The 6,442-nt window shown below is 61.2% G+C and carries 6 protein-coding genes and 2 pseudogenes; 4 read left to right on the forward strand and 4 right to left on the reverse strand.

Annotated features, from left to right (window positions below):
• Window positions 1-284, forward strand: a pseudogene (locus QT222_RS08505) (long-chain fatty acid--CoA ligase); the annotation flags it as partial.
• 129 nt (window positions 285-413) lie between these two features.
• Entirely contained in the window at window positions 414-2,321 is a 1,908-nt protein-coding gene (locus tag QT222_RS08510; protein ID WP_004059347.1) for a cation:proton antiporter domain-containing protein, read from the forward strand.
• A gap of 25 nt (window positions 2,322-2,346) precedes the next feature.
• Here the strand turns inward: QT222_RS08510 and QT222_RS08515 are convergent, their stop codons facing one another.
• Window positions 2,347-2,517 (reverse strand): hypothetical protein, encoded by a 171-nt coding sequence (locus tag QT222_RS08515; RefSeq protein ID WP_169330957.1) that lies wholly within the window; start codon window positions 2,515-2,517, stop codon window positions 2,347-2,349.
• A gap of 187 nt (window positions 2,518-2,704) precedes the next feature.
• Here QT222_RS08515 and QT222_RS08520 point away from each other — a divergent pair, with 187 nt between their 5' ends.
• Together QT222_RS08520 and QT222_RS08525 are read left to right on the forward strand one after the other, a co-directional pair.
• A complete protein-coding gene (locus QT222_RS08520) occupies window positions 2,705-4,399 on the forward strand; it encodes an aldehyde ferredoxin oxidoreductase family protein (protein WP_491476920.1) in 1,695 nt (564 codons plus the stop codon).
• 43 nt (window positions 4,400-4,442) lie between these two features.
• Window positions 4,443-4,637, forward strand: a complete 195-nt coding sequence (locus QT222_RS08525) for a hypothetical protein (RefSeq protein WP_491476921.1) — start codon at window positions 4,443-4,445, stop codon at window positions 4,635-4,637.
• 150 nt (window positions 4,638-4,787) lie between these two features.
• Here QT222_RS08525 and QT222_RS08530 read toward each other — a convergent pair whose 3' ends face one another.
• The 3 genes and pseudogenes from QT222_RS08530 to QT222_RS08540 all read right to left on the reverse strand — a co-directional run.
• Window positions 4,788-5,921 (reverse strand): thiolase family protein, encoded by a 1,134-nt coding sequence (locus tag QT222_RS08530; protein WP_491476922.1) that lies wholly within the window; start codon window positions 5,919-5,921, stop codon window positions 4,788-4,790.
• A 139-nt stretch (window positions 5,922-6,060) separates the two neighbouring features.
• Window positions 6,061-6,204: a hypothetical protein gene (locus QT222_RS08535; protein ID WP_491476923.1), complete on the reverse strand. Its 144-nt coding sequence runs from the start codon at window positions 6,202-6,204 to the stop codon at window positions 6,061-6,063.
• Window positions 6,205-6,206: 2 nt separating this feature from the next.
• Window positions 6,207-6,442: pseudogene (locus QT222_RS08540) on the reverse strand (ferredoxin--nitrite reductase); the annotation flags it as partial.

Here is a 6,442-nt window from a genome sequence, read left to right on the forward strand (position 1 = left end):
TCCCCGAAGACCCCAAAGACATCTGTCGCGACGACCGGGTGTACGAGCGCATCGAGGAGGAAGTCGAGAAAGCAAACGAGAACTTCGAGTCGTACGAGCGAATCAAACAGTTCCGAATCGTCCCCGAAGAGTTCTCCGAAGGTAACGACCTCATGACGCCGACGATGAAAAAGAAGCGTCGAAACATTCTCGACCGCTATGCCGACGAGGTCGACCTCATCTACGACGAGGCCAATCAACGGACAGAAGAGCGACGAAGCGGCGACCAAGCCGCGAAGCAATAGAATCTGACAGAATAAACTTTTTTCGAATTAATCTAAACATTCGTCCCCGTTAATCGGCGGAAATGCCGTCCGAGATGTATGGTTTTATCTTCCGTCGTCACATGAACCGAATCCATGGAGGCGATATAAGTGGCCGCAGCTGGAGGGGCGAATCTCATCCCGCTCGTCGCCGCAATCATCGGCATCGGCGTGGTCTCGCAGGTGCTTTCGGACCGGTTTCAGGTCCCGAGCGTCGTGTTCCTCATCGCGTCGGGTATCCTACTCGGCCCCGAGGTTCTCGGCGTCATCTCTCCCGATTCGTTCGGGAACGCACTACAGGCCATCGTCGGTCTCTCGGTCGCTATCATCGTGTTCGAAGGGGCGTTCCACCTTCGAATCGATAAGCTCCGGGAGGCACCGTCGGCGACGTTCCGCCTCGTCACGCTCGGTGCGGTAATTTCGTTCATCGGAACGAGTGTCGTCGTCCACTACGCGCTCGACGCGCCGTGGGCGGTCTCGTTCCTCGTCGGAGCGTTGCTCGTCGCAACCGGGCCAACGGTCATTGCCCCGATTCTCGAAGTCGTCCCCGTCCGCGACCGGGTCGGGGCGGCACTCGACACCGAAGGGATTGTCAACGACGTGACGGCTGCCATCGTCGCCGTCGTCATCTTCGAGGCTATCCTCGAAGGCGTCAGTAGTCCCAACGCGCTCGTGACGCTGTTCGCCGAGCGACTCGGCGTCGGCGTCGTCGTCGGGGGTATCGTCGCGGCGGCGCTGTACTACGTGCTTCGGTACGTCGACCTCTCGCCCGGAAACGCGCCGCAGAACGCGCGACTGCTCACTCTCGCAGGGGCGCTCGTATCCTACGCGGCCGCCGACTTCGTCGCCACCGAAGCGGGTATCGCCGCCGTGGCGACCGCCGGTATCCTGCTCGGGAACGCCGAGGTTCCGTACGAAGAGGAGATTTCGGCGTTCAAAGGCGACATTACGCTGCTCGTCCTCTCGTTCGTCTTCATCGCCCTCGCGGCGTTGCTGGAGTTCGAGAACCTTCTCAGCCTCGGCGTCGGCGGCATCGCGGTCGTCGTCGCGGTCGCCCTCATCATCCGGCCGCTTCTGGTCTTCATCTCGGCGAGAGGCGACCGATTCACCAGAGAAGAGAAGCTCTTTATGAGCTTCGTCGGCCCGCGCGGTATCATCCCCGCGTCGGTTGCGACGCTGTTCGCCATCGCATTCCGCGAGAAGGCGACAGAACTCGCCGCTCAGGGGGCGACACAGCAGGCCGTCATGCTGAACCAGAGCGCCTCGATTCTCGTCGGGACGGTCTTCTTGGTCATCCTCACGACCGTCGTCTTCGAAGCAGGGCTCGCTCGGCAGATTGCAGAATACCTCGATGTCATCCCAATGCGTGTACTTATCATCGGAGGCGGAAAGGTGGGCCGTGCGCTCGCCGAACGCCTCGCAGACCGTGGAGAGAACGTGGTCCTCATCGAACAGGACCTGGAAGTAGTCCAGACCGCCCGAAACAAGGGCTTTACCGTCCATCACGGTGATGGAACCGACACGGATGTCCTTCGGTCGGCGGGGGCGGATAACGCCAAAGTCGTGGTCGCCGCGACCGGTGACGACGACGTGAATCTGCTCGTCTCGCAACTGTCGAACTCGAAGTTCGACCCCGAGAGTGTCCTCGCGCGGGCGAACAACCCCGACAACGTCGAGGCGTTCGAAGAACTCGGTGTCCGAACTATCTCGTCGACCATGGCTACCGCACAGGCGATGGACAACTACATCGAGCGACCGACGATGTCCAACTGGATGGGCGAAATCGGTCGGTCCGGCGACGTTCAGGAGGTCGAAGTCACGGCCGAGGAACTCATCGGTCGGACCATCCGCGAGGTCGGTCCCGAACTCCCCGACGGGTGTCTCATCACGCTCATCTCCCGAAACGGCGACACGACCGTCCCCAACGCGGAGTTCACACTCCAAGAGGGAGACCGCATCACCATCATCGGTGAGCGGGACGCCGTTCGCAACGCCGAAACGTTCGTCCACCCGAACTAACCGTACCCACCCTCGTTTTCGGACCTTAGCTCCGTGCCCACCGCAGGAAGACGGTCCAGTAACCGACGGTGATGGCGACGAGTACGTACCAGACAGGTGCGCCGAGGTCGGGACTCGGAACAACGCCCGACGACGCGACGCCAACGGCCGCGAGCAGCGCGAAGACCCCCGTCAGTACAGTCGTCGTGAGATTCATCGTCCGCTATTCTCTGGCTGTACAGTATGAACGTGACGGAAGCAGCATATACATTCATTACGGATAACAATATTACAGAAGGTGTCAGTAAAGACCACAGTATATTTGGTCTATATAATGTGGCGTCGAATTCCATGTCCATTGTGAACATACGAATCATTATTCGGCTGGTGACCGAAACAGAACTATGCGACACGCGGAGGGTCCACTGTGCTCGGTCGACCTCACGGCGCGGGCAGCCGGGACGACCGACATCGACGACGTACTCGAATCGTACCTCGGGGGTCGAGGCGTCGGGACGAAACTCGTCTACGACCGCGTCCCGTTCGACGCCTCTCCACTCGGTCCGGAAAATCGGTTGGTCCTCGCCGCCGGGCCGATGCAACAGTCTCGGATGAGCTTCACCGGCCGGACCAGTCTGACCGGCGTCTCACCGCTAACCGACGGGCTTGTCTCGTCGAACGCCGGAGGCTTTCTCTCGCGGAACCTCGTCGGGACGGGCTACGGCGCAGTCGAATTCACCGGCGCGGCCGACGAACTCCTTGCGGTCCACGTCCGACCCGATGGCGTCGAGTTCGAACCCGTCCCGGACTTGGAAGGGGAAGAGGTCCCTGCCGTTACCGAGTACGCAGACACGGAGTGGGACCTCGACGCGGAACAACTCATCTGCATCGGACCGGCGGGCGAAAACGAAGTCCGCTTTGCGGCCGTGATGACGACCGAAACGCGGGCGTTCGGTCGCGGCGGTCTCGGGGCTGTGATGGGTTCGAAGAACCTCAAAGTCGTCACCTTCGAGGGCGACGACGCGCCCGACGTCGAAATCGAGTTCCCGAGCGAGGCGATGGATGTCCACCGCGAAGCCGCCACCTCGGACCACGCGATGAAGCGACAGGGAACGAACGCCGGTACCGACTACGCGAACGAAGTCGAGGCGTTGCCGACGCGGTACTTTTCAGAACGTGAGTTCGAGGGTGTCGAGGGAATCAACGGCGACGCCGTCGAATCGAAGAAGTACAAGAAAGGGACCTGCTCGCAGTGCGCCTTCGCGTGCAAACTCCCGACCAAAGACGAGGCGGCAGACATCGAAACCGAGGGGCCGGAGTTCGAGACGATGATGGCCTTCGGGTCGAACTGCGCCGTCGACGACATCGTCGAGGTGATGAAATCCAACGACCTGTGTGACCGCCTCGGCATGGATACCATCTCCTGTGGCGACACCATCGCGGCGTACCTGATGGCCGAAGACGAGTTCGGCAACGTCGACCTGATTCACGAACTCGTCGAGCAAATCGGCTACCGCGAGGGAATTGGCGACCTGCTCGCGGAAGGGACCCACCGCGCACACGAGGAACTCGGCGTCCACGATTGGACGGTCAAAGGTATGGATTTCCCGGCCCACGACGGCCGCCATCTCCACGGACAGGGTCTCTCCTTCGCCACGGCGAACCGCGGCGCGGACCACATGTACGCCTCGTTCTACGCGCTGGAGTACCCCTACGTGGAGAAGTCGAAAGCGGTCGAACCGCACGGTCTCGACGGCAAGCCCGAACTCCTCGTGAAGAAAGAAAATCACAACGCCGTCCTCGACAGCGGCGTCGTCTGCAAGTTCTCGCGGGACTTCCTCGACGAGGAGACGCTGGCCACGCTGTTGGACACGACCTACGACCGCCTTCAGGACGTCGGAAATCGCATCGTCACCCTCGAACGCCACTTCAACAACCAGCGCGGCTTCGACCGTGACGACGATAGGCTCCCGTACGACCTCCCCGGATTCGAACACGCACTGTCAGAATACTACGAGATTCGCGGGTGGAGCGACGATGGAGTAGTTCCGGAGTCGGCAGTGGGTGGGACAAGTGGGGCGGCACCGGCGGACGACTGAAGCGACGGTCCATATACAGTTGGGCTGAAATGTATGCCCAGCTATGAAACGAAATGCGAAGCTCGCGTTCGTCACGAGCGCCCACCTCGTGTTGCTGTCGCTGTTCTTCAAACTCGAACCGGCCAACGTCGATGCGGCGGGGTTTCTCGCCACGACCGGGGTGGTCGTATTCCTCGCGGGACTGGCCCTCGAAACGTCGGTTATCTCGTTTAGCTCGTCGGATACTGAGTCGTCGTGAGCGGTCGCTGCGTGGCAGTTCTGGCAGTCTAAAATCAGGGTAGAGAGGCCTTACCGGCTGAACTCTATTGCCACACCGCTGCCACCTTTTTCCGGGATTCGCTCACACTCATCCCGCAAAAATCTGGACCAAAAACCGCTTAGAGAGGCCTTACCGGCTGAACTCTATTGCCGCACCCTGACCGAACCCGACACAGAGCGAGGCGAGACCGCGGTCCACGTCGCGCTTAATCATTTCGTGGATAAGCGTCACGGGGAGGCGCGCACCGGAGGCACCGAGCGGGTGACCGAGGGCGATTGCGCCGCCGTTGACGTTGAGTTTGTCCTCGTCGATACCGAGTTCGCGACGGGAGTATTCGCACTGGCTAGCGAACGCTTCGTTGATTTCGACGAGGTCGTAGTCCTCGATATCGCTTCCGGCGCGTTCGAGGAGACCGCGGGTGGCCGGAACCGGACCGATACCCATCACGGTCGGGTCGACACCAGCGACGTTGTTGGTGCCGACAGATGCGAGTACCTCGAGGCCGTGTTCGTCGGCGAACTCGCGACTCGTGACGAGAACGGCGGCCGCACCGTCGGTAATCTGCGAGGAGTTACCCGCGGTGACAGAGCCGTCGCCGGAGAACGCCGGCGGAAGGCCGCCGAGCGCTTCCAGCGAGGTGTCGTGGCGAATTCCCTCGTCTTCGGTGACGACGCCGTCGTCCGTCTCGATAGGGACGATTTCGTCGTCGAAGCGACCGGTTTCGGTTGCCTCGGCAGCTCGCTCGTGGCTGCGGAGCGCGAAGGCGTCCTGGTCCTCGCGGGAGACCTCGTGTTGCTCTGCGACCTTCTCGGCGGTCATCCCCATCTGGAGTTGGAAGACGTTGTACTGCTCGCTCAGTCCGGAGTGGAGGTGCTGGTAGGAGTCACCGTCCATCGGGACGCGAGACATGCTCTCGACGCCACCGGCGATGATGCACTCACGGTTGCCCGCGGCGATGGCGTCGGACGCCGAGATAATCGCCTGCATGGACGAGGCGCACCAGCGGTTGATGCTCGTCCCGGGCGTCCCCTCGCCGAGTTTCGAGAGAAGCGCGATGACGCGAGCGACGTTGTTGTCCTGTTCGGCTCGCTGCTGGGCGACACCCCACATCAGGTCTTCCACGTCGTCAGCCTCGACATCGTGTTCGTCGAGGATGTGGTCGATGAGCGCGACCGAGAGGTCTTCGCTTCGAACGTCTTCGAAGACGCCGCCCGCCTTCCCGAACGGCGTTCGATATGCTGCTGCGATGACTGGTTCTGGCATGACACACTATCGGGGTTCAAACACCATAAATAGTTTAGAACCCATAATACGTCGTAAGGAGTTGTTTTGGGAGCAGTACGTGAAAAGCAGAAAAGATCGAGGAAAGCGGGAAAAGCGGGTCGAACGAAGTCGGCTCCCGTTAATCGGGTTCGACAGCGTGTCCTGATTCGTCCGCAGAAGCCGAGTCCGAATCGACCGTACTCACCGGGAACAGCTCGGGTGCGACATCGGCGGAGACGTGTTCACGGACCGTGCTTCCGAGGTCGAAACAGTCGTCCGACATACTCAATCACTCGTCATCGGTTGCTCCGCCTTTGGAGGTTCGTCCTCATCGGCGAAGGGGTACCAAGACTGCTTCGCGTCGTGCATGTAGGGGGCTTCGAAGTCCGTCTCGGTGGGTTCCCAGTACTCGGCGACTGCGTCGGGTCCTTCGGTTTCGACCCACTGCCGCAACGTCTGCCCGTCGGTTCGGTGGGCGGCGAACGTCTCGACTAACAACCCGAAAGCCCCGGGAACGTCGT

The sequence above is a fragment of the Haloferax sp. s1 genome (assembly GCF_058382125.1).

What these genes read in the sequence shown, in the direction of transcription:
- QT222_RS08530 (WP_491476922.1), bottom strand. Translation starts at nt 5,921, where the DNA reads ATGCCAGAACCAGTCATCGCAGCAGCATATCGAACGCCGTTCGGGAAG.
- QT222_RS08520 (WP_491476920.1), top strand. Translation starts at nt 2,705, where the DNA reads ATGCGACACGCGGAGGGTCCACTGTGCTCGGTCGACCTCACGGCGCGG.
- QT222_RS08515 (WP_169330957.1), bottom strand. Translation starts at nt 2,517, where the DNA reads ATGAATCTCACGACGACTGTACTGACGGGGGTCTTCGCGCTGCTCGCG.
- QT222_RS08525 (WP_491476921.1), top strand. Translation starts at nt 4,443, where the DNA reads ATGAAACGAAATGCGAAGCTCGCGTTCGTCACGAGCGCCCACCTCGTG.
- QT222_RS08535 (WP_491476923.1), bottom strand. Translation starts at nt 6,204, where the DNA reads ATGTCGGACGACTGTTTCGACCTCGGAAGCACGGTCCGTGAACACGTC.